A 20,459-nucleotide genomic window follows, 5' to 3' on the forward strand; every position below is an offset into this window, starting at 1 on the left:
TACCCCTTGGGGCAGTGGATAAGTCGGATGAGTTTCTCCAAACGATGTGATGCATCGGGGAGGATCGCGCCATGATCATCGCCCTGCTTAACCAGAAGGGCGGGGTGGGCAAGACCACACTGGCCACCCATATCGCCGGGGAGCTCGCACTGCGCGGTCAACAGGTCATCCTGCTGGATGCCGACCCGCAAGGCTCGGCCCTGGACTGGACGCAGCGGCGCAGCCAGCAAGGGCTGCGCCGCTTATTCAGCGCGGTGGGGCTCGCCCGGGAAACCCTGCACCAGGAGGCGCCGGAGCTTGCCCGGCGTTGCGATCACATCGTTATCGATGGCCCGCCTCGCATTGCCGCCATTGCCCGTTCCGCGCTGATGGCTGCAGAGCAGGTGCTGATCCCGGTGCAACCCAGTCCCTACGATCTGTGGGCCAGTGGCGAGATGGTGGCGCTGATCCGCGAGGCACAGGTGTTCCGGCCACACTTGGCCGCGGCCTTTGTGATCAACCGGCGCGTGGTGCGCACGGTGATCGGCCGCGAAGCCCGTGGCACTTTGGATGAACAACCTTTCCCGGCACTGGCCTCCGAGGTGTGCCAGCGTATCCTCTTTGCCGACAGTGTGGCGGCAGGTCGCCTGGCCCGGGAGACCGCACCGGACAGTATGGCGGCACGCGAGATTGCCACCTTGGTCGATGAGCTGCTGCGGAGGGTGCCATGAGTGGAGAACGTGGCAAACGCGTTGCCATCGGCGCACGTCCGCCGGCCGATCCCAATGCCGAAGCCTGGATACGCCAGGGCGATGCCAACGCCGTGCAAAAGGGAGAGCTCTACACCGCCAGGCTGACACTGGATGTGACGCCGGCGATGCGCGCCCGCATCAAGGTCTCGGCCTTCACCCGGAACACCACGGTGGCGGAATTGCTGCGCGCATTGCTGGTGCGCGAGTTTCCGGAGGAGGACGCATGATGCTGTACGAGTCACCCACGAACAGCTTGCCGTTGATGCCGCCTCGGGCGTTCACTGCGCCGAATGACGACGCACCCTTGACCCGCGTCTCGCTGCTCTATGTTGAGCAACGCATCAACCTGTACCTGCGCTTCGGTTGCCCATTGCGTGTTCACCAGATCGACCACTGGCGACGCTGCGCGGTGTTTCCCCCGGCGCAACTGTTTTGTCGCATTCGTTGGGAGTCGAACGACTACGGCACCACACGTTGGCAACTGATGGTCCTGCAAAGCGGCCGACCTGAAGAGCATATGCAACGGGTGCGCGGTGTGCGTCCCGGTGCCCACATCCTGTTGATCGTCGAGGGTGAGCGAAATGTGCGCGCCGTCTTGTCACAGATCGATGCGATTGAGGCGCAGTGCATTGAGCCTGCTGATATATCTCCGACGTATTGGCGTTTGTTGAGTAATCGCCTCGCCGCACGAGAGCCGCTATCCGATTACGACGTCGACCGCCATGCAGCTTGGTTGGCGGGGAGGGCGCTGCAATGACACTGGAAACTGCTGTCAACTCCCGTTCACGTCGCTTGGCGTGTGTCACTGTTCTGGTACTCATGGCAGGCGGTTTGGCCGCACTGGTCTGGGCGGCATTCACGCCGTCAAAAGTACGGGTGGTCTACAACGCCTCTGACAGTGTGCCGATCGGCTGGTATCGCATAACACCGCTTGATACGGAAGCAAATACGATACCGGTGGACAGCATTGTGTTGGTTGATTTGCCTGATGAGGTTGCGGCCTTGGCGGATCAACGTGGCTACCTGCCTTTGGATGTCCCGCTGCTGAAACGGGTCGGTGCGGCAGCACCGCAGCATGTCTGTATTGAGAGTGGCCGCGTGCGCATTGATGGCGCACCCGTGGCCCAGGTGTTGCTCATTGATGCACTGGCACGTCCACTGCCTTCCTGGACGCACTGCCGTCAGCTTGCTGAGGGCGAGCTGTTCCTGCTCAGCACTACCAATCCGGACTCCTTCGATAGCCGCTATTTTGGTCCTATCGAAAAGGCAAACGTGATTGGCGTGGCCCACCGACTCGACCTGGAGTGACCAGCGTGAAAGCGAAAGTTGGAACAATTGTCATGCTCTTTTCGTGTTACTGCCGCTGTCGCAAGGGTGCAGTCGCGCCAACCGAAATGCGGCAGTCCCCTGTACAGATATCTTGCCCCGAGCGCCTTCCACCGTTGGCGGGGCCGAGGCTCGTCGGAGACCGGCTGTTACGTATTGCAGCGTCGCCGGGGCATCGTATCCCCGAGCCTAAAGGCCGGGGAAAGGTGCAGGGCAAGATAAAAGGTCGCGGCACTTCGGTGCGCGAAAAGGCAGTCTGCACATGGGGTGGGCACGGCACGCGCCTGGAGCGGGGAGCGTGCCGTGAAAAGCGCCAATGCCGCGTTGGGACTGATATGGCCGCGTGCCACCTGCGTCCCCTATTGCTGGAGTTCGCTGGAGGTTTCCCATGAGCCGGCGCTGCAATGACGAGAGCGAGCAGTTCAAGGTCAGGCCCAATGCACCGAAAAATCGCGGCCAAACCTTTATCAACTCGGTCATCAAACAGGCCAACAAGGCGGGGTCCAGAGCCCGCAAGGCAGGAGGCCGTCCAGGGGCGCGACTGGGCCGTGGCCATGTTGCCGCCCGCTTTGCCGGGCAGTCCCTGGCGCCCAGTGCCCGGCGCGTCACCATCAAGACCCGGCTGGTGAACCTCTCCAAAGCGGGGAAGCGTTCCACCATCACTCATCTGCGCTATATCGAGCGTGAAGGCGTGGGCCGTGATGGGCAACAGGGCGGGGCCTACAGTGCCCTGAGTGACGATGCCGACCTCGCCGACTTCGAGCAGCGCGGCCGCAAGGATCGCCACCAGTTCCGCTTTATTGTCTCACCCGAGGATGCGGCGGAGCTGGAAGACCTGCACCGCTATACCCGCGACCTGATGCAACGCATGGAGCAGGACTTGGGCACGCAATTGGACTGGGTGGCGGTGGATCATTGGAACACCGACAACCCCCATACCCATATCGTTTTAAGGGGGCGTGATGATCAGGGCAGGGATTTAATCATCTCGCGTGACTATATAGCGGACGGCATGCGGCAGCGGGCCTGCGAACTGGCCACCGATTGGCTGGGGCCGCGCACCGAACTGGAGATCCAGCGCAGTATGCAACACGAGGTTGAGCAGGATCGCTGGACCGGCCTGGATCGTAGCCTACAGCGCGAGGCAGAGGACGGCCTTCTCGATATGCGAAAACTTGGTGAGCCACACCTGAAACGTCAGCGCCTTTTGTTGATTGGTCGGCTGCAGCGTCTGCGGCGCATGGGTCTGGCCAGTGAACGACAACCGGGCCGTTGGGAAATCAATCCCGGCGCGGAACGGACGTTGCGATCCATGGGAGAGCGAGGCGACATCATCCGCACCATGCAACGCGCAATGAGCGGAAGGCAACGTGAACTAGATGTGTTCGAGTCGGGAGAAGACGCCAGTCCCATCATCGGTCGTGTCGCCGCCAAGGGCCTCGCTGACGAATTGAACGATAGGGGTTACCTGGTGCTCGATGGCATCGACGGTAAGGCGCATTACGTGGCGCTGCCTGCCAAGGTGGATCTGGGAGAGTTCCCCATGGGTGCCGTGGTTGAAGCAACAGGTGTTGGTAAAGTCCGCGCTGTGGATCGAGATATTGCTTCACTGACTGAGGAGGGTTTGTACCGTATGAACCCGGATCAGATTCAACGGACTTTAAATACTCCTGGACGTGATCCTGAAGACGTACTGACCTCCCATCGCCGCCGGCTGGAGACCCTGCGCCGCGCTGGCATCGTGGAGCGCCTGGGCGACGACGTCTGGCGCGTACCAGCCGATCTGCCAGAGCAGGGTCGGCAATACGATCGACAGCGCAGCGGTGGGATTGCCGTGACCCTGAAATCCCACCTGTCCATCGAGCGCCAAGCCCGGGCGATAGGTGCCACCTGGTTGGACCAGCAACTGATTGACGGGAGAAATGTCGGTGGTGGCCAGGGCTTCGCTGCCGAGGTCGGAAGCGCCCTACAAAAGCGAGCTGATTTCCTGGTCGAAGAGGGCCTGGCGGAGAGGCGAGGCCGTCGTGTCATCCTTGCCCGCAACCTGCTGGCCACACTGCGCAACAAGGAACTGGCGAAAGTAGCGGAAGGCATCACAGCGGAAACCGGCCTGGAGTTTCGACCGCCCGCCGATGGCGAACGAGTAAGCGGTATCTATCGCCGCAGCCTGATGCTCACCAGTGGCCGTTTTGCCATGCTGGACGATGGCACGGGGTTCAGCCTGGTGCCCTGGAAGCCGGTGATCGAACAGCGGCTGGGGCGGTCGCTGTCGGCTGTGGTGCGGGGCAGTGGTGCCAGTTGGGAATTAGGGCGATCTCGGGGAGCCAGTATTGGCTAATGCCTTCAACCGGGTTGCTGTAGTCAATGGATATACCACCACCAAGGGTGCTTGGGCGGCGTTGTGTCAGTCACATCTTGGATAAAGAGAGCGGCGAATAATATGAAAACTGTCAGCAGCAACAGGCTTTTAAGCCATGTTGGTAAAGGCTGTTTAGTTTGCGGTTTTGGGGGATGCTCGTCTTGCATCGTTCTCTCCCTGCGATGGATCAGCAGGCAAAGTCTGGTTGCATTCGCCCCGGTGGTATAGGGGCAGTTAGCGCATATTGTGCCAGTACACAGTTGTAAAGAAATTTACTGTTATGCATAACAGATAGGGGCATTCCTGATGAAGGCTGGTGCCTGTTGTACCGATTTAGCCGTGCACAACGTCGTCCTTGGCTAGATGTTATTAACGTCTTTTCGCGTCACTAACACCGCAAGGGTGGACAGGGCCTTCATCGCTGTTTCATCCCAGCGGCAGGCACAGGAAAGACGAACAAAATTTTGGTATTTCCTGTTTGCAGAGAAGATGGGGCCCGGCGCGATACTGATACCACGGGCCATGGCCTGCCGGGCCAGTTCGAGGCTGTTGACGTCTTTGGGCAGCTCCACCCAGATGACAAACCCGCCTTCCGGTCGTGTGATGCGGGTACCTTCGGGGAACAGCGCCATGACGGTGCCCGACATACGGGAAACGGCGAGAGCATAGTCGTTTTTCACCTTGCGCAAATGGCGTTCGTACTGGCCGCCCTCCAGCAGTGAGGCGACTGCGAGCTGGGGGATCGTGGGTGTGGCAAGGTTCAACACATATTTCATGTACTCCACCTGTTGCTGGTGGCGTCCCGGTACGATCCAGCCGATGCGCAGCCCCGGCGCCAGGGTCTTGGAAAATGAGCCGCAATACAGCACATCTCCGGCTTGCGATAGCGCCTTGCAAATAGACGGTCTCCCGGTACTGAACCCGAGGTCGCCATAGACATCATCTTCCACCAGGGGAATGTTACGGCTCGCCAGCAGCTCCACCAACCTGGCCTTGTGGTCGTCCGGCATGCAACTCCCCAGGGGATTGCTGAAGTTGGGTGTCACCGTGCAGGCCTTGATGGGCCACTGTTCCAGGGCAAGCTCAAGGGCCTCCAGGGAAATACCGGTACGTGGATGGGTGGGAATTTCCAGGGCTTTCAGGCCGAGGTTGTCGATGACCTGAAGCAGCCCGTAGAAGGTCGGTGATTCAACGGCCACCACATCGCCGGGCTTGGTGACTGCCCGTAGCGCCAGGGAGAGGGCTTCCTGGCAGCCATTGGTGATGACGATCTCGTCGGGGTGGACGGGGCAGCCCGCCTCCACCATGCGCCGGGCAATCTGTCGGCGCAAGGCGGGCAGGCCGGGAGGAAATTCGTAGGCGGCAACATTGTCCCGGTGGAACCTGGCGGCCTGGGTGATGGCCCGTTCAATGGCGCGAACCGGCAGGAACGAGGCGTCGGGTACCGCAGCTCCCAGCTGTATCACCGACGGGTCATGGGATGCCTTGCCCATATTAAGCACCAGGGCCTGCCCGTTGACAGGCACAGGCTTGTTGGGTGGTCTGGATGTCAACGGCTCCGGGGCCAGTGGCTGGGATTTTTCCCGCAGATAATACCCTGAGCGGTTGCGCGCCTCGATCAGGCCGGCATCTTCCAGGTGGCGGTAGGCAGTGATGACCGTCGCGATACTGACGTTACGTTGCTTGCTGAGGGTGCGGACCCCAGGGAGCCTGTCGCCGGGCTGGTAGACGCCCCGCTCGATACCCGCCTTTAGTTCATCGGCAACCTGTTGATACAGCGTTTCCATTTGTGGGCTTTCCAATAGCGATTAACCAGTACAGTTTGAACCTGCTTTTATCGGTACAGCTTTTTAAATACGAGATCTGTACCGTATCAATAAAAATAATTTGAAACTGTATCGAAAAGCAAGGGGTGTTTACAGTGGCTTTGAGAATTTTCCGACTGTTTCACAGGAGTTCATATGCCCTGTCCCCTTTACATTGTCGATGCGTTTACTAGTGGCCCGTTCACGGGCAATCCTGCCGCTGTTTGCATTCTGACCGGCAGGGAGTCTCCGCAGTGGATGCAAAATGTGGCAGCGGAGATGAATCTTTCTGAAACGGCATTTACCTGGCATTTGCAAACCAACGAATGGGTGCTTCGCTGGTTTACGCCCGGTTGTGAAGTCAATCTTTGTGGGCATGCCACCCTGGCCACTGCCCATGTGCTTTGGCAGCGCGGGGTTGGCCGTGACATGATTGATTTTCGTACTCGCAGTGGTCTGCTCTCGGCCACCCGCAACGAGCATGTCATCAGCTTGGAACTGCCTGCGGATTCACCCGTGGAGCTTCCCCCGGACATGCAGGCGAGCATCGCAGGCCTTCTGGGCGTTCAAGCGGAATGGATTGGCCGGGGTGGTGAAGATGTGCTTGTCGTGTTCAAGCAGGCTGATGATGTGAGGCAACTGCAGCCTGACTTGGCCTTGCTGAAAACATTACCTTTTCGTGGCCTGATCGTCACGGCGCCGGGGGATGAGGATGGCGTGGATTGCGTTTCCCGGTTCTTTGCCCCCGCCGCCGGCATCCCGGAAGACCCGATTACCGGATCGGCCCACTGCCTGCTGGCAGTGTATTGGGGGCAACGTCTCGGGCGCAGGACGCTGCGGGGTTACCAGGCATCGGCCCGCACCGGGGTCGTGGATATGGCACTGTCGGGTTCCAGAGTGATATTGAGCGGCCTGGCAAAGACGGTGTTAACGGGCGAATTCCACGGTTGATTGGCGCAATGTTTGCTCATTGTTTAAGGAGGTTTAGGCAATCATGGCAACGACGATCCACGTCTGGTTTGATTTTGCCAGCACCTACAGTTATCCGGCGGTGCTGCGGGCCATGCAATTGGCAGCGGCAAACCACATTTCGCTGCACTGGCGGCCCTTTATGCTGGGCGTGATTTTCAAGCAACAAGGCTGGAACGATTCGCCTTTCAATCTCTATCCCCCTAAAGGGCGATACATGTGGCGGGATATGGAAAGGCTGTGCGCAGCACAGGGCATCCCCTTTAATAAGCCCACACAGTTTCCCCGTAGCGGCCTACTGGCAGGCCGCATAGCCTGCCTTAACCAGACCGCCCCATGGATAACCGCGTTTATCCAGGCGGTTTACCGGGCCAACTTCGTCCATGACCAGAATATCGCGGATACCACTGTCATCGGCGAAATCCTCCACCAACTGAATGTGGATAGCGAGGGCGTTATTACCCGTGCAGCCTCGGAGGAGAGTAAGCAAAAGTTCAGGGGCCAGACTGGTCAGGCTGTGGAGCTGGGCATTTTCGGATCGCCCACCTTTATGATCGGTGATGAAATGTTCTGGGGTGGCGACCGACTGGTGGAGGCCATCGACTTTGCCATGGGACGATATTCCCGATTATGATCTCTGCGGTGTAATACCCGATAACGTTTCTTGATGGGAGTGGGCACCGATGAAACTGTCTGCAACTGATTTTGTGCAAATGAAAGGTTCGAGGCCAATTACCATGCTGACGGCCTATACCTGCCCAGTGGCGAGGGAGCTTGAGGCGGCAGGCATCCCCATTATTTTGGTGGGTGATACCGTGGGCATGGTGGAAATGGGGTTTGACAGTACCCGACAGGTGACCGTGGAGCATATGGTTTACCACATAGGTGCTGTGCGCCGGGGTGCACCCAATACTCATATTATTGGCGATCTGCCCTTCGAGTCGGACAAAACACCTGAGCTGGCATTGGCTAACGCGAAACGACTGCTGGCTGCTGGTGCGGACAGCATCAAGTTGGAAGGCCCCAAGACCGACATTATTTCGTATCTGGTGGAGGAGGGTATTGCGGTGGTAGGACATACCGGCCTGTTGCCACAAACCACCAATAGCTTTGCCAAAGTGGGGCGAAACGCCGAGGAAGCGCTACGAATTCAAAAGGAAGCGGCTGCGATTCAGCAAGCCGGCGCCTTTATGTTGGTGATCGAACATGTTCCCCACGACCTGGCTAACAGTATTACCCAGACATTAACCATCCCGACCATCGGCATTGGCGCCGGATCGGATTGCGATGGGCAGGTGCTGGTCATAAACGATGCCTTGGGTCTTGGAGACTACTGGCCGCCTTTCTCAAAGCAATACGCTCATGTTGGCCGGGAAATCCAGAAGGTGGCCCAGCGGTTTTCTCGGGAGGTAGAATCCAGGGAATTCCCCAACAATATTATCCAATTCACTGGCTCGAAAAAGTAATCGCCGAGTCGGATCAGCAGAATCGCTTCGGAAATAGCCTCGCGTAGGAAATATATCGCAGGCTCAAAGGATGTTTAATTAGGGCGATCCCATTGAGCCCTCAGGTTTTCACGAAAAGATAGCCTCCCGTAATTATCATTATGGTGCCTGCTATCGGTTTTGCTTTGGCTTGGAATCGTAATCTGCTGGATAGCTTCACCACCTTGCTGGCGGAGACTGCGTACAGAATCTTGACGCCACCGACAGCGAATAGGGTTATGCCAAAGATTGCGGCAATATCCGCGCTACGTAGTGTGACGGGGTCAATAAACACGGGAAAGAGACTGGCGTAGAAAAGGACCGCCTTGATATCACTCAGCGTTAATAAAAATCCTGACAGGAAGCTTGCTGATGTGGCTCGCGCACCGTCTGCCGGAAGGCGCGGCTCCCTCTGGGGAATCCTGTGGGTGTGGTTCCTGATCAAGTTAAGGCCAAACCAGATAAGATAACCCGCCGCCAGATAGCGGATCACGACAAAAAAGGCCCCTAGCTGTTCCGACAATGCGCTCAAGCCGAGCAGTGCTATTGCTACAAAAACGAGGTCGCCGGCAACGACACCCAGAGAGGTGATAACACCCTGTTTGATACCCATCGTGGATGCACGTATCACCACCAGAGCGACACTGCTACTGGGAATGGCGGCGAGTAGGGTCATGATCGTTGCCAGGGTGATAATGTCATAGGAACTCACAAAGCACCTCTGCGGCTGGTGTGACTGGATTGCTTATCCAAGCATGCAAATTGGACTTTAGTTGCCGTGATGGTATTGCCTGTCGCACTCAATCCAATAAGCGTCCCAGTGTGTGCAAGGCTGGGGACAGCATCGATTCCCACGGCAATGCGCAGTTTATTCGGAAATGGTTTTTGAATCTTTGATCGCTGGAAAATAAATACCCAGGGGCGATGCTGATCCTGTGTTCCAGTGCTTTTTGGTAAAGCTCGGTGGTATCGAACTCCCCAGGCAACTGCACCCACAAGACAAAGCCGCCGCGGGGTTGGGAGGTTCGGGTGCCGGGTGGAAACGTCGTTTTAATCAGGTCAATGCATTGCCCTATATTCGCGGCATAACGGCGGCGTATTTTGCGGACATGCCTGTCCATGCCGCCATTGCGTAGGTATTCATCCAGTACCCGTTGGTTCAATGTAGCGCTGGCAATATTCTGGGTGAATTTCAGGTAGGCGGCTTTCTCCGTATAACGACCGGGTGATAGCCACCCGACCCGCAGGCCGGGGGAAACCGATTTGGAAAAGGAGCTGCAATAGAGTACCTCCCCAGTCGTGTCGAAGTGTTTGTAAGGGGTTGGGCGATGACCGTCGAAGGCAAGGTCACCGTAGATATCGTCTTCCACCAACGGCACATCGAAGTTATTGAGCAGCGACAGCAGCGCCTGCTTTTGGTTGTTGTCTGGGCAGCTCCCCAGCGGATTGCTGAAGTTGCTGACAACGATACAGGCCTTGACGTCCCACTGCTGGCAGGCGTCCTCGACCTTGTCCAGGTCCATGCCAGACTCAGGGTGGCAGGGGATTTCCACCGCACGTAGTCCCAGGGTATCGATCACCTGCAGCAAACCATAGTAGGTGGGGGATTCCAGCAATACCACATCACCGGGTTCGGCCACGCACTTGAGGGCAATAATCAGTGCTTCGTGACAGCCGTTGGTGACGAGGATATCCGCGGCACTCACCTCACAGCCGTAGCTCAGCATCCGCAGCGCCAGGGATTCGCAGAGTGATGGCAATCCGGGCGGGACTTCGTAGCGCATAAAGCCGGTATCGTCAGCTCGGCTGATTCGGGCGGCGATTCGTTGCAGCTCCTGCCCGGGGAAGTAGCTCTCGTGGGGTAGGGCCGCCCCCAGTTGCACCATGGTCTTGCTGCCAGTGGCCTGGATCAAATCCAGCGCCAGTCGCTGGCGCTTCACCAATATCGGTTTCAACGTGGCCTTGGCAGGGTTTTTTACCAGTTGTGCGGCGTCTTCGCCGCGCCATTTGACAAAGAATCCGGAGCGCTGAACCGCTTCGATCATGCCCTGGTTTTCCAATAGCTTCTGCGCCTGGAGGACAGTATTGATGCTGACACCATGGGTTTCCGCCAGCACACGCGTTCCGGGAATTTTTTCTCCTGGACTGTAGCGTCCTGCCTGGATCTCCCTGGTCAGCTGTTCGGCAAGCTGCTCGTAGCGATGGAGTTGAAAGCGTGGTGCGTCCAAAATCTGTACCCGTTCAAATTGATATAAACTGTATCTGTACCCTTTTTTTGGAAAGATTACACTGTCTGCATTGCTCCCTCAATAGCCTGGCTCCGATGAGCCCATCAATGGCATCGTCATCTTTCAGACGGTACGGGGGCGTCAACTCTGTGAGGTGATATCGGATGCAGGCCCAACCCCAGACCCAACCCAAGTGTCATACAAAAACGAAGTACTCTTGCTGGAAGAACGGTGAGCTGGTGAGCGCTGACCAGGCGGTCGTGTCGATCTATGACCACGGTTTGCTATACGGTGACGGCTGCTTCGAAGGACTGAGATTTTATCACCGGCATCCTTTCCGGTTGGATCGTCACCTGGCGCGGCTGCGCCGCTCCCTCAGTGCACTGGCGATCACTGTTCCCTATACCGATGATACCCTCGCACAAGCAGTCATGGCCTGTATCGCTAGCTCAGGCATGGGCGATGGGTACCTGCGGATTCTGGTGACCCGGGGTGAGGGGGATATGGGGCTGAACCCCCGCAATTGCACCGCGCCCAATGTCTTTATCATTCCGGCATCACTGTCGTTGGTCAGTGATGAAACCCGGCGCCAGGGGGTTAGCCTGATCACCAGCAGTATCAAGCGGGCAGTCGGTACGGGGCTGGATGCAAGGGTCAAATCCCTGAATTACCTGCATTCGGTTCTGGCCAGGGCGGAAGCAAATGCCGCCGGCGTTGATGAAGCCATTTTGCTCAACCAGTTTGGTCAGGTGGCGGAATGCAGCGCCGAGAATATTTTTGTCGTCAAGGCGGGATCGCTGCTAACGCCGCCCGTTCAGGACGGTGCCTTGGAAGGAATTACCCGAGAAACCCTGTTGGAGCTGGCGCCTCAACAAAGACTGGAGGCTCGCGAGCAGTCCCTCACCAGCTACGATCTTTACACTGCCGAGGAGTGTTTTATCTGCGGCAGCGGTGCGCGGTTGATTCCAGTTAAAACAATCGATGGTCGGCAGATCGCCCAGTGTCCTGGGCCTGTATATCAGCGTCTGTCACTTGCCTACAAGGCATTGATTGATGACGAATGTGGGGAGAAAAGACAATGACCTTCGACTTGGCAAGCTACGCCAACACCATGGCTCGCTACAACCAGTGGATGAATGGCGGTCTGTATTCAGCTGCGGAGACCTTGACCCCTGAGCAGCGCCGGTCGGAGTGCGGCCTGTTCTTCGGCTCCATCTACAACACCCTGAATCACTTGCTGGTCTGCGACCTGATGTGGCTGGCCCGATTCAAAAACGAACCCGTCACAGGGAAAAGCCTGACCCAGGAGCTGTTCGGCGATTATGCCCAGTTGCGACAAGCCCGGGAGCAAACTGACAAGGACATTATTGCCTGGGCACAAAACCTGGCGTTATCCCCGCCGCCCGAACGGTTGAACTATGTCAGTTTGTCGAGCAATACCGAGCGGAATGTGGACTTCGCTCAGGCTATCGTGCATTTCTTCAATCACCAAACCCACCATCGTGGACAGGTGACAGCGGCGCTGTCCCAGCAAGGCGTAGACTTCGGGGTGACAGACTTGATCTTTATGCCGGAGGAGAATTGACGACATTGATCACTTTCTCTTTTTTTTCATCATTTTCGAGAGACTGGCATTGAACCAAACGCAGTAAATTTTCAATTAAAAAATTAGGTCGGGAGGTAAAAATTGGAAGCGCAAGATACAGGCTATGAATCCAAGACACTGGAGAGTTTTGGCCGCCAGGCGGTGATGCAAACCCTGGACGCGGAGCTGAGTATACAGGGGCCAGGAATCGTCTCCATCCGCTTTCCCTTCCAATCCCGGTTTACGCAACAGAACGGCTACATCCATGCGGGCATTGTCGCCACTATCCTGGACAGCGCCTGTGGCTATGCCGCATTTACACTGATGCCACAGGGGGCGGATGTGCTCACCGTGGAATTCAAGGTGAACCTGTTGCGCCCAGCCAAGGGAGATCACTTTGCCGCGAAGGCAACGGTGGTCAAACCAGGCAAAACAATTTCTGTCGTCGAAGCTGCGTTGTACAGCTCAGAATATGGCGAAGGAAAACCGGTAGCGACCATGACGGCAACTATCATGACAATGTTGCAATTTTCAAAAATTGAGGAGTAGGCAGGAAAGGATAATGAATGGCTACACAACCCCCGACCTAAACCACAGTGCGTTGATCAGCATCGATGTACAAAACGACTTTGTGCTCGATGATGCCCCCGCCCGCATTCCAGGCACGCTGGAAGCGGTTCCGGCAATGAGAAAGGTGATTCAGTCTTTTCGAGATAGCGACTTACCGGTTTTCCATGTTATCCGCTTGTACCTGCCGGATGGCTCCAATGTGGACTTATGCCGCCGTGCGGCGGTTGAGCGAGGTGCCCGTATCGCGATACCGGAAAGTGACGGTGCTGAGCTTGTTGCATCATTGAAGCCCAATAGTGATACCCGCTTGAATGCCCAGTTATTGTTGTCGGGTGGTATTCAGGAAGTTGGTGACAATGAGTTTGTTCTTTTCAAGCCCCGGTGGGGCGCCTTTTACCAGACAGGGTTGCAAGATTTCCTGCGAGGGCGAGGCATCAATACCTTGGTGTTTCTGGGTTGTAACTATCCCAATTGTCCCCGCACCAGTATCTACCAGGCCAGTGAGCGGGATTTCAGGATCATACTGGTCACGGATGCGATTTCTCAGCTCTATCCCAAGGGGGAAGAAGAGATGGAAAATATTGGCGTGACACTTTGCTCCTCTGAAGGTCTGGACCAGTTGGTACGGGGATCCATTTGTAAAGAATGATTTGGAGGAGTCGGCGTGATTGGGCACTGTAGATGTACGAATATAAAAGTGGAGTGGCAGTTTGACCGTGCCAGCGAAGTTCATCCCGTCATTTGTGATTGCGAATACTGCACAGCCCACAATGCTCAATATGTATTCCAATCTGACACTACCGTGGAAATACACATAAGGGATTTTTCATTCTATCGCCAAATCCAGCAAGGAACGAAGACCGCCGTGTTTCATGAATGTCTAAGTTGCGGAATGTTGGTTTGTGTGACCGTTGATTCAGGCGGACAAGTTTATGGGGCGATTAATCGTGACTGTTTTCCTGAGAGGCTGGTTTTCGCCACGCCATTAAGGGTTGATCATGATGGTGCTCCCATACAAGACCGAATAAAAAAATGGGAACAGAATTGGTGTTCTTCGGTGACTATTAATACAGGATAGATCGCAGAGCATTGAGATAAATGAATCGAGGATGAGCGCAGTGTTGTGTGGGAAGAATATACATCAGTGAATTAATCATCTAGTCAAAGGAGCTTTTTAATGAAGTGCTACGCCATTGGTGAGATTAATTTCTCTGATCATCATTGGGTAAAGGACTATCTTAAGAATGTGACGCCATTAGTGGAAAAGCTGGGGGGTATATATTTGGCAAGAACTCCATCAGTGGAGTTGTTGGAAGGTGAAGGGGGAGCTCCCCAAACGGTCGTTCTTATTCAATTTCCTTCAAAAGAAGTAGCGATGAAGTTTTACCATAGTGATGAATATGAATCTTATAAAAAAGCCAGGAAAGACGGCTCAAATGGGAGGTTTATGCTGGTGAACGGGCATGATGTTGCATTGCACCAAACATAGTTAAAGCGCATCAAGAGTCACATTGAGAAGGCTTTTCTATTACCCGTGAAAAGACTATATCCAATGGTTTTCTGTTGAAGGTTCAGTTTATCTTTTTTCAGAACAGGGACAGGTAAAAATTAATTCTGGCTCAAAGTAGCAGAATCTATCAATAAAGTCTGTGATTGGAGGATGCTGATTTATTTCGTGTGTTAGTTAGCTCGCGAGCTGTATGGAAAAAATCAAGGGTGTGTTGGGTATATACTTCTTTTTGGGCTTATTGGTGGCAAGGAAAGTGTGCCTGGTTTTGAAGCATAAAGTGATAAAAATATTGGTTATAAGTTGGAATAAATTGCATGGAGCTACGTCACTTACGCTGCTTCCTCGCTGTCGCTGATGAATTGCATTTCGCCCGTGCGGCAGAACGCCTGCACATCGAACAGTCACCCCTGTCTCGGGCGATAAAGGAGCTGGAGGAAGATCTGGGAGTCCGCCTGTTCAATCGGACGACGCGCAGTACGAGGTTAACCCGCGCCGGGCAGCTTTTCCTGGACCATGTGCCACGTATCTTTACCGCCCTGGATCAGGCGCGGGGCAGTGTGCAAGCTGCCGCGGCAGGCTTTCATGACCAATTGCGCCTGGCGCTATCCGACGGCATCACGCCTCCGCGTCTCACGGCGCTATTGGCCCAGTGTCGCGAGGAGGAGCCGCAAGTCGATATCCGTCTGTTCGAAGTGCCGTTGGGGCAACAGCTCAGGGGTCTGCATGACGACTTATATGATGTGGGCTTCGCTCAGTCCGCCGAGGTGGGGGATGGTATTGTGGCCGAGCCGGCCTGGAGTGACCCTCTTGTCGTGGCGGTGCCGGCCAGGCACCCGCTGTTGGCCTACCAGCGCATTCCGCTGGACGAGGTGCTGCGTCATCCGCTGGTCGCCTGCGACCCCCTGTCATGCGAAGGCCACTGCCATCAGATTCGTCGTATCCTGCGCAGCGCGGACCGGGAGCCTTTGGTAGTGGAGCAGGTTTCCTCCCACGACCTGATGCTGACGCTGGTGGCGGCAGGATATGCGCTGGCACTGGTGGGCGCTTCTCACCTCGCCGCGTCCCGTCGAGAGGAGGTGGTGGCCAGGCCTCTGGCGGGACGATCACAGGTGCTGACAACCTGGTTGTTGCGGCGGGATTCCGAGCCATCCGAAACCCTTCGAAGATTTATTGGGCGCGTCACTCCGATAAGCGGCGATCCCTCGCACGAGGGGGATTCATTCACATCCGATACCATGGGAGAAAATTGATCATGAAGCGTTTGAGCATACTGCTGTTTGTCGTTCTGTTGAGCGCCTGCGGCGAGAAGCCCGCTTCGACTGAAAAGCCCTCCGTTGAAGCTTCTCTCACTGATACCGTGGAATCGCTGCTGGCCGATCCCGAGCGGCGCAAGGAGCTGCGTGAGCAGTGTCGGCTCAATCGTGCCGAGTTGGGTGACAAGCTGTGCAACATAGTAGCCGAGGCCACCAACAAGGCGTTCCTCGGCAATGGCGAAGTGCCCTATACACCACCGAAGGAAAAGCCAGCGTTTTAATGCCGGGTGGTTGAAAAATTATCGCTGGATAACCCGCGTTGCTGGAATACGCTGTTATTTGCGGTGTTTTTACAGTGCTCCCCCTGCCTGGCAATCTTGCATTTCCGTTCTGTATTGTGCCGATAACAGTCTTTGACCGGCACTGATCCAGCACCGAATCTGACACCTGTTGGCGCGCTCATGTGCGTGCGAAACCAGGGCAAATTCGGAGGCCGATATGCGGGCGACAGGCGTACTCTACGGTCAGGTGCTGACGGTGTTCGGCATCGTCATCGCCGGCGTGTGGGGTGCCACCCAGTGGGTGGCCAGCGCGCTGGGCTACCAGTCTCGCCTGGGTGCGCCCTGGTTCGAACTACTCGATAAACCGGTTTACCACCCATGGCGCTTGTTCGACTGGTGGTTCTTCTTCGACGCCTATGCGCCCGGCGTGTTTGTCACCGGCGGTGCCATCGCCGGGGCCAGTGGCTTGGCGGCGGTGGTGGTTGCTATCGGTATGTCGATCTGGCGGTCGCGGCAATCGCGGCTGGTGACCACCTACGGCTCGGCGCGTTGGGCGGAACCTGCGGAAATCCACCGTGCCGGGCTGGTCGGTGATGCCGGTGTTTTTCTTGGCCAGCACGACGATAAATACCTGCGCCACGAAGGCCCGGAACATGTATTGACCTTCGCACCGACCCGCTCGGGCAAGGGCGTGGGTCTCGTGGTGCCAACCCTCTTGTCCTGGCCCGCCTCGGCGGTGATCCACGACATCAAGGGCGAGAACTGGCAACTGACCGCCGGTTGGCGGGCACGGTTTTCCCACTGCTTGCTGTTCAATCCCACTGATGCTAAGTCGGCGGCCTACAACCCCTTGCTGGAAGTGCGGCGCGGTGCCCATGAAGTCCGCGATGTGCAGAATATTGCCGATATCCTTGTGGACCCTGAAGGCGCGCTGGAGCGCCGCAACCACTGGGAGAAAACTTCTCATGCCTTGCTGGTTGGCGCCATCCTGCATGTGCTTTACGCGGGTGAAGATAAATCCCTGCGTGGTGTCGCCAACTTCCTCTCCGATCCGGCCTGTCCCTTCGAGGTGACACTGCATCGAATGATGACCACCAAGCATTTGGATGACGGGCCACATCCGGTAGTAGCCTCGGCGGCAAGGGAAGTGCTGAACAAGGCGGACAACGAGCGCTCCGGGGTACTGTCCACCGCCATGAGTTTCCTGGGGCTGTACCGTGACCCGACCGTGGCCGCCGTGACCTCCCGCTGCGACTGGCGCATTGCCGATTTGATCGCCGCCGAGCATCCGGTGTCCCTGTACCTGGTGGTGCCGCCCTCGGACATCAACCGTACCAAACCGCTGATTCGCCTGCTCCTCAACCAGATCGGGCGACGGCTGACCGAATCATTGGACAGCAGTGACGGCATCGAGCGTCGGCACAAGCTGTTGCTGATGCTGGACGAGTTTCCCGCACTGGGCCGGCTGGACTTTTTCGAGTCGGCACTCGCCTTTATGGCGGGCTACGGCATTCGCAGTTTCCTGATCGCCCAGAGCCTCAACCAGATTGACAAGGCCTACGGCGTCAACCACGCCATTCTCGACAACTGCCATGTACGGGTGACCTTCGCCACCAACGACGAGCGCACCGCCAAGCGGATTTCCGACACCCTGGGTACGGCTACCGAACTGCGGGCACAGCGCAACTACGCCGGTCACCGGTTGGCGCCGTGGCTGGGGCATTTGATGGTCTCGCGCCAAGAGACGGCGCGGCCCCTGTTGACGCCGGGGGAGGTGATGCAACTGCCGCCGGGCGAAGCAGTGGTGATGGTCTCCGGGCAACCACCGATCAAGGCAAAGAAGCTGCGCTATTACCTTGATGCGAATTTTACCCGCCGGGTATTGCCGCCTCCTGTTCTGGATGAAGGGCGTTATATCGACGTGCCCGAGGTTCGCCCCAATGACTGGAGCGAACTGGCAGTGCCTACGCTGCCGGCTGCGGCTTCCAGCGGGGTTGATAACGCCGGAGGGAGTGATGATGGCGGTCCGCGCCGGCAACCGGAACTTTCGGAGACCGTGACCTGGGAACCGGAAACCAAGCAACCCACCAATGACCTGGCCCTGCTGGATGACGGGGATGATATTGCGCCCCTGCTAGCCAAGTTCGACCCGCGCCTGCAACGTTTGGCACGGGAGGCCGCCCTCGACCCCGACGATGGAATTGCCCTATGAGCCGACTGCATTCCCGCCACCGCCTGAATTTGTTTATCGAGCGCGACCATGCCAGACGCCTGGACGAATTGTCCACGAAGAAGGGGGTATCCAAGTCCTCCATCGTGGCTGCGGCATTGGCGTCCTGGCTCTCGCCCGATGCCGCCGACAAGCGCGAGGCAGCCATGGCAAAACGGCTGGATCGCCTGTCCCGCCAGTTCGAAAAACTGGAGCGGGATCAGAACATCCTGATCGAGACAGTGGCGCTGTATGTGCGCTACTACCTGACGGTGAGCACGCCGCTGCCGGAGTCACATCAGGAGGCGGCCAGGGCCCAGGGCAGGGCGCGCTTCGAGCAATTCGTCGAGCAGTTGGGCCGCCACATTTTGCGTGGCCGCAGTTTGGTGCGGGAGGTTTATGAGGAATTGGAACCCGATACGCGGCGGCTGGATGAGATTGCCGCCCAGGTTGACGCCCAAGAGCGCGAACGGCAACAACAGCTCGACGGGGAGGGCGAATCATGAACGCGACTCACCCATCGTCATCCTCGGCACAATCACTCGACCGGCGCATCCGCATGCTGCACACCGCCATGGGGCCGTTGATTGCCGCCGCGCTGGCGGATCCGGATGTGGTGGAGGTGATGCTCAACCCGGATGGCAGTTTGTGGGTGGATTGTCTGTCCACAGGGCGAGCGCCAACCGGTGAAACGCTGTCCGCCGCCGATGGCGAACGCATCATTCGCCTGGTGGCGGCTCACGTGGGTGTGGAGGTCCATCGCGGTCGGCCACTGTTGAGTGCCGAGCTGCCGGAAACCGGCGAGCGTTTCGAGGGTGTTCTGCCGCCTGCTTCACCGGCCCCCGCCTTTGCCCTGCGCAAGCGGGCGGTGGGTGTGATTCCGTTGGACGACTATGTGCGCGACGGTGTGCTGGCGGAGTCTCAGGCGGCATTTCTGCGAAGTGCGGTGCGGGAGCGACAGAACATCCTGGTGGCCGGCGGCACCAGTACCGGCAAGACGACGCTTGCCAATGCACTGCTGGCGGAGATCGCGGCCACCGATGACCGGGTGCTGGTATTGGAAGATACGGTTGAACTCCAGTGTGTAGCAAAAGACCACGTACCCCTTCGCACACGCCCCGGCGTGGTGTCCATGACCGAGCTGGTGCGGGCCACCATGCGCCTGCGCCCGGACCGGGTGGTGGTCGGTGAGGTGCGCGGTGGCGAGGCGCTGGATTTGGTCAAGGTCTGGGGCACAGGCCATCCCGGCGGCATCGCCACCGTACATGCCGGTTCCGCCCACGGTGCACTGCTTCGTCTTGAGCAACTGATCTTGGAAGTCGCCATCACGCCACCGCGCGCGCTGATCGCCGAGGCAGTGAACGTGGTGGTGTTTATCGCGGGGCGCGGTCGTGCTCGCAAAGTACGCACCGTGGCCCGGGTCACCGGCTTCGACAGCAACGGCTATCACCTCGACGAATCCCTGTCGCCGCTTTCATCTTCAACGGCCTCATCCTCAACCTCATCTGGAGAACCATCATGACCCCTGTTCATCCAATGCGGATTTCTGTAAATCCGGTTTTACGTTCAGGCTTGAACACCCTGGTGTTTGCCGCGTTGTTGCTGTGCCTGGCGACAACGGCACAGGCCGCAGGTTCCAGCATGCCCTGGGAGGGGCCGCTGCAATCCATCCTCGATTCTATCCAGGGGCCGGTGGCCCGGATTGTCGCCGTGATCGCCATTATCGCCACCGGGTTGGCACTGGCCTTTGGTGATACTTCCGGCGGTTTTCGGCGGCTGGTGCAGATCGTGTTTGGCCTGTCCATCGCCTTTGCGGCCTCCTCGTTCTTCCTGTCTTTCTTCAGCTTCTCTGGCGGGGCGGTGGTGGCATGAACGGAGTGTCCGCATTCACCGACGGTTTCGAGGTGCCGCTGCACCGGGCACTGACCGAGCCGATCCTGCTGGGTGGGGCACCGCGTACCGTGGCTATCGCCAACGGCACTCTGGCAGCCGCGGTGGGATTGGGACTGCAACTGTGGTTGCCCGGCCTGGTGCTGTGGCTGCTGGGGCATTCCCTGGCGGTGTGGGGTGCGCAGGCCGACCCGCAGTTCATGGCGGTGTTCCTGCGGCATCTTAAGCACAAGCCTTTGCTGGATGTGTGAGGGGAGAC

The 20,459-nt window shown here is 57.6% G+C and carries 23 protein-coding genes; 20 read left to right on the top strand and 3 right to left on the bottom strand.

Annotated elements, in window-relative coordinates; all coding sequences use genetic code 11:
* Positions 1–71: 71 nt before the first annotated feature.
* The 5 genes from parA (at position 72) to G411_RS0115595 (ending at position 4,395) form a co-directional block, all read left to right on the top strand.
* Positions 72–710 carry a ParA family partition ATPase gene (gene parA / locus G411_RS0115575; RefSeq protein WP_022960145.1) on the top strand — a complete coding sequence of 213 codons (639 nt, stop codon included), beginning with the start codon at positions 72–74 and terminating at the stop codon, positions 708–710.
* Positions 707–958: a hypothetical protein gene (locus G411_RS0115580; RefSeq protein WP_022960146.1), complete on the top strand. Its 252-nt coding sequence runs from the start codon at positions 707–709 to the stop codon at positions 956–958. Before parA ends, G411_RS0115580 begins: the two co-directional genes overlap by 4 nt.
* A complete protein-coding gene (locus G411_RS0115585) occupies positions 955–1,488 on the top strand; it encodes a DUF2840 domain-containing protein (RefSeq protein WP_022960147.1) in 534 nt (177 codons plus the stop codon). Before G411_RS0115580 ends, G411_RS0115585 begins: the two co-directional genes overlap by 4 nt.
* Positions 1,485–2,039 carry a S26 family signal peptidase gene (locus G411_RS0115590; RefSeq protein WP_022960148.1) on the top strand — a complete coding sequence of 185 codons (555 nt, stop codon included), beginning with the start codon at positions 1,485–1,487 and terminating at the stop codon, positions 2,037–2,039. Before G411_RS0115585 ends, G411_RS0115590 begins: the two co-directional genes overlap by 4 nt.
* Before the next feature lie 406 nt (positions 2,040–2,445).
* Positions 2,446–4,395 carry a relaxase/mobilization nuclease and DUF3363 domain-containing protein gene (locus tag G411_RS0115595; RefSeq protein WP_022960149.1) on the top strand — a complete coding sequence of 650 codons (1,950 nt, stop codon included), beginning with the start codon at positions 2,446–2,448 and terminating at the stop codon, positions 4,393–4,395.
* Between the two features lie 380 nt (positions 4,396–4,775).
* Here G411_RS0115595 and G411_RS0115600 read toward each other — a convergent pair whose 3' ends face one another.
* Positions 4,776–6,218, bottom strand: a complete 1,443-nt coding sequence (locus G411_RS0115600) for an aminotransferase-like domain-containing protein (protein ID WP_051151356.1) — start codon at positions 6,216–6,218, stop codon at positions 4,776–4,778.
* A gap of 159 nt (positions 6,219–6,377) precedes the next feature.
* Here G411_RS0115600 and G411_RS0115605 point away from each other — a divergent pair, with 159 nt between their 5' ends.
* Genes G411_RS0115605 through panB form a run of 3 tightly spaced genes read left to right on the top strand, consistent with a single transcriptional unit; the run spans position 6,378 to position 8,656 of the window.
* Positions 6,378–7,172: a PhzF family phenazine biosynthesis protein gene (locus G411_RS0115605; protein ID WP_022960151.1), complete on the top strand. Its 795-nt coding sequence runs from the start codon at positions 6,378–6,380 to the stop codon at positions 7,170–7,172.
* Between the two features lie 43 nt (positions 7,173–7,215).
* Complete coding sequence (locus tag G411_RS0115610) at positions 7,216–7,824, top strand: 2-hydroxychromene-2-carboxylate isomerase (RefSeq protein ID WP_022960152.1); 609 nt, start codon at positions 7,216–7,218, stop codon at positions 7,822–7,824.
* Between the two features lie 49 nt (positions 7,825–7,873).
* Entirely contained in the window at positions 7,874–8,656 is a 783-nt protein-coding gene (panB, locus tag G411_RS0115615) for a 3-methyl-2-oxobutanoate hydroxymethyltransferase (protein ID WP_022960153.1), read from the top strand.
* Between the two features lie 100 nt (positions 8,657–8,756).
* Here the strand turns inward: panB and G411_RS0115620 are convergent, their stop codons facing one another.
* Entirely contained in the window at positions 8,757–9,386 is a 630-nt protein-coding gene (locus G411_RS0115620) for a LysE family translocator (RefSeq protein ID WP_022960154.1), read from the bottom strand.
* 88 nt (positions 9,387–9,474) lie between these two features.
* On the bottom strand, positions 9,475–10,902 hold the full coding sequence (locus G411_RS0115625; protein WP_022960155.1) for an aminotransferase-like domain-containing protein: 1,428 nt from the start codon (positions 10,900–10,902) through the stop codon (positions 9,475–9,477).
* Between the two features lie 164 nt (positions 10,903–11,066).
* On the opposite strand from G411_RS0115625, the gene ilvE reads away from it, so the two are divergent.
* The 12 genes from ilvE (at position 11,067) to G411_RS0115685 (ending at position 20,451) form a co-directional block, all read left to right on the top strand.
* Positions 11,067–11,984: a branched-chain-amino-acid transaminase gene (gene ilvE / locus G411_RS20810; RefSeq protein ID WP_022960156.1), complete on the top strand. Its 918-nt coding sequence runs from the start codon at positions 11,067–11,069 to the stop codon at positions 11,982–11,984.
* Complete coding sequence (locus G411_RS0115635) at positions 11,981–12,487, top strand: DinB family protein (protein WP_022960157.1); 507 nt, start codon at positions 11,981–11,983, stop codon at positions 12,485–12,487. The genes ilvE and G411_RS0115635 overlap by 4 nt, the downstream gene beginning before the upstream one ends.
* Before the next feature lie 102 nt (positions 12,488–12,589).
* Positions 12,590–13,036 (top strand): PaaI family thioesterase, encoded by a 447-nt coding sequence (locus G411_RS0115640; RefSeq protein ID WP_022960158.1) that lies wholly within the window; start codon positions 12,590–12,592, stop codon positions 13,034–13,036.
* Positions 13,037–13,049: 13 nt separating this feature from the next.
* A complete protein-coding gene (locus G411_RS0115645; protein WP_022960159.1) occupies positions 13,050–13,706 on the top strand; it encodes a cysteine hydrolase family protein in 657 nt (218 codons plus the stop codon).
* A gap of 528 nt (positions 13,707–14,234) precedes the next feature.
* Positions 14,235–14,546, top strand: coding sequence for a DUF1330 domain-containing protein (locus G411_RS0115650; RefSeq protein ID WP_022960160.1), 312 nt, complete (start codon positions 14,235–14,237; stop codon positions 14,544–14,546).
* A gap of 335 nt (positions 14,547–14,881) precedes the next feature.
* Positions 14,882–15,817: a LysR family transcriptional regulator gene (locus G411_RS20815; RefSeq protein ID WP_022960161.1), complete on the top strand. Its 936-nt coding sequence runs from the start codon at positions 14,882–14,884 to the stop codon at positions 15,815–15,817.
* Positions 15,818–15,819: 2 nt separating this feature from the next.
* Positions 15,820–16,101, top strand: a complete 282-nt coding sequence (locus G411_RS0115660) for an EexN family lipoprotein (protein ID WP_022960162.1) — start codon at positions 15,820–15,822, stop codon at positions 16,099–16,101.
* 217 nt (positions 16,102–16,318) lie between these two features.
* Complete coding sequence (locus G411_RS0115665; RefSeq protein WP_022960163.1) at positions 16,319–18,313, top strand: conjugal transfer protein TraG; 1,995 nt, start codon at positions 16,319–16,321, stop codon at positions 18,311–18,313.
* On the top strand, positions 18,310–18,816 hold the full coding sequence (locus tag G411_RS0115670; protein ID WP_022960164.1) for a hypothetical protein: 507 nt from the start codon (positions 18,310–18,312) through the stop codon (positions 18,814–18,816). The genes G411_RS0115665 and G411_RS0115670 overlap by 4 nt, the downstream gene beginning before the upstream one ends.
* Positions 18,813–19,832: a P-type conjugative transfer ATPase TrbB gene (gene trbB / locus G411_RS0115675; RefSeq protein ID WP_022960165.1), complete on the top strand. Its 1,020-nt coding sequence runs from the start codon at positions 18,813–18,815 to the stop codon at positions 19,830–19,832. The genes G411_RS0115670 and trbB overlap by 4 nt, the downstream gene beginning before the upstream one ends.
* Complete coding sequence (locus G411_RS0115680) at positions 19,829–20,182, top strand: TrbC/VirB2 family type IV secretion system protein (protein ID WP_022960166.1); 354 nt, start codon at positions 19,829–19,831, stop codon at positions 20,180–20,182. Before trbB ends, G411_RS0115680 begins: the two co-directional genes overlap by 4 nt.
* Positions 20,179–20,451 (top strand): VirB3 family type IV secretion system protein, encoded by a 273-nt coding sequence (locus G411_RS0115685; protein WP_022960167.1) that lies wholly within the window; start codon positions 20,179–20,181, stop codon positions 20,449–20,451. The genes G411_RS0115680 and G411_RS0115685 overlap by 4 nt, the downstream gene beginning before the upstream one ends.
* The last annotated feature ends 8 nt before the right edge of the window (positions 20,452–20,459 follow it).

The sequence above is a fragment of the Spongiibacter tropicus DSM 19543 genome (assembly GCF_000420325.1).
Classification (GTDB): Bacteria; Pseudomonadota; Gammaproteobacteria; order Pseudomonadales; family Spongiibacteraceae; genus Spongiibacter; species Spongiibacter tropicus.

Bases quoted from the DNA above. Each gene is read 5' to 3' on its own strand.
- G411_RS0115670 (WP_022960164.1), top strand. From the start codon at position 18,310: ATGAGCCGACTGCATTCCCGCCACCGCCTGAATTTGTTTATCGAGCGC.
- G411_RS0115605 (WP_022960151.1), top strand. From the start codon at position 6,378: ATGCCCTGTCCCCTTTACATTGTCGATGCGTTTACTAGTGGCCCGTTC.
- G411_RS0115645 (WP_022960159.1), top strand. From the start codon at position 13,050: ATGAATGGCTACACAACCCCCGACCTAAACCACAGTGCGTTGATCAGC.
- G411_RS0115635 (WP_022960157.1), top strand. From the start codon at position 11,981: ATGACCTTCGACTTGGCAAGCTACGCCAACACCATGGCTCGCTACAAC.
- G411_RS0115610 (WP_022960152.1), top strand. From the start codon at position 7,216: ATGGCAACGACGATCCACGTCTGGTTTGATTTTGCCAGCACCTACAGT.
- G411_RS0115680 (WP_022960166.1), top strand. From the start codon at position 19,829: ATGACCCCTGTTCATCCAATGCGGATTTCTGTAAATCCGGTTTTACGT.
- ilvE (WP_022960156.1), top strand. From the start codon at position 11,067: ATGCAGGCCCAACCCCAGACCCAACCCAAGTGTCATACAAAAACGAAG.
- G411_RS0115580 (WP_022960146.1), top strand. From the start codon at position 707: ATGAGTGGAGAACGTGGCAAACGCGTTGCCATCGGCGCACGTCCGCCG.
- G411_RS0115650 (WP_022960160.1), top strand. From the start codon at position 14,235: ATGAAGTGCTACGCCATTGGTGAGATTAATTTCTCTGATCATCATTGG.
- G411_RS0115685 (WP_022960167.1), top strand. From the start codon at position 20,179: ATGAACGGAGTGTCCGCATTCACCGACGGTTTCGAGGTGCCGCTGCAC.
- G411_RS20815 (WP_022960161.1), top strand. From the start codon at position 14,882: ATGGAGCTACGTCACTTACGCTGCTTCCTCGCTGTCGCTGATGAATTG.
- G411_RS0115665 (WP_022960163.1), top strand. From the start codon at position 16,319: ATGCGGGCGACAGGCGTACTCTACGGTCAGGTGCTGACGGTGTTCGGC.
- G411_RS0115590 (WP_022960148.1), top strand. From the start codon at position 1,485: ATGACACTGGAAACTGCTGTCAACTCCCGTTCACGTCGCTTGGCGTGT.
- parA (WP_022960145.1), top strand. From the start codon at position 72: ATGATCATCGCCCTGCTTAACCAGAAGGGCGGGGTGGGCAAGACCACA.
- G411_RS0115585 (WP_022960147.1), top strand. From the start codon at position 955: ATGATGCTGTACGAGTCACCCACGAACAGCTTGCCGTTGATGCCGCCT.
- trbB (WP_022960165.1), top strand. From the start codon at position 18,813: ATGAACGCGACTCACCCATCGTCATCCTCGGCACAATCACTCGACCGG.
- panB (WP_022960153.1), top strand. From the start codon at position 7,874: ATGAAACTGTCTGCAACTGATTTTGTGCAAATGAAAGGTTCGAGGCCA.
- G411_RS0115660 (WP_022960162.1), top strand. From the start codon at position 15,820: ATGAAGCGTTTGAGCATACTGCTGTTTGTCGTTCTGTTGAGCGCCTGC.
- G411_RS0115595 (WP_022960149.1), top strand. From the start codon at position 2,446: ATGAGCCGGCGCTGCAATGACGAGAGCGAGCAGTTCAAGGTCAGGCCC.